This is a genomic window from Nocardiopsis sp. KDC1DS13DA1, from assembly GCF_055632325.1.
Genome location: NZ_JBVMUY010000073.1, coordinates 1 through 298, shown reverse-complemented (window position 1 = coordinate 298; position 298 = coordinate 1). Strand labels below are relative to the sequence as shown.

1 pseudogene is annotated in these 298 nt (G+C 68.8%); it reads left to right on the top strand.

Annotated elements, in window-relative coordinates:
• Nucleotides 1–298, top strand: a pseudogene (locus tag ACTVAJ_RS30295) (transposase); the annotation flags it as partial.

The following is a 298-nucleotide window of genomic DNA, read 5'->3' as shown; positions in this document are numbered from 1 at the left end:
GGTCGACTCCCAGTCGATTCGCGCCAAGCCAGGGGGAGAAGACGGGGCCAAACCCCACTGATCGGGGTAAACCGGGCTCCAAGCTCCATCTGCTGTGCGACAACCAAGGGCTGCCGCTGAACTGTGCGGTCTCCGCGGCCAATGTCAACGACGGCGAAGCACTCCAACCCCTGGTGCGGGGCATCCCCGCGGTGCGCTCACGGCGAGGTCCCAGGAGGCGCCGCCCTGCCAAGCTCCACGGAGACAAGGCCTACCACTCCCGTGACCGGCGCCGCTGGCTGCGCGAACGCGGGATCGG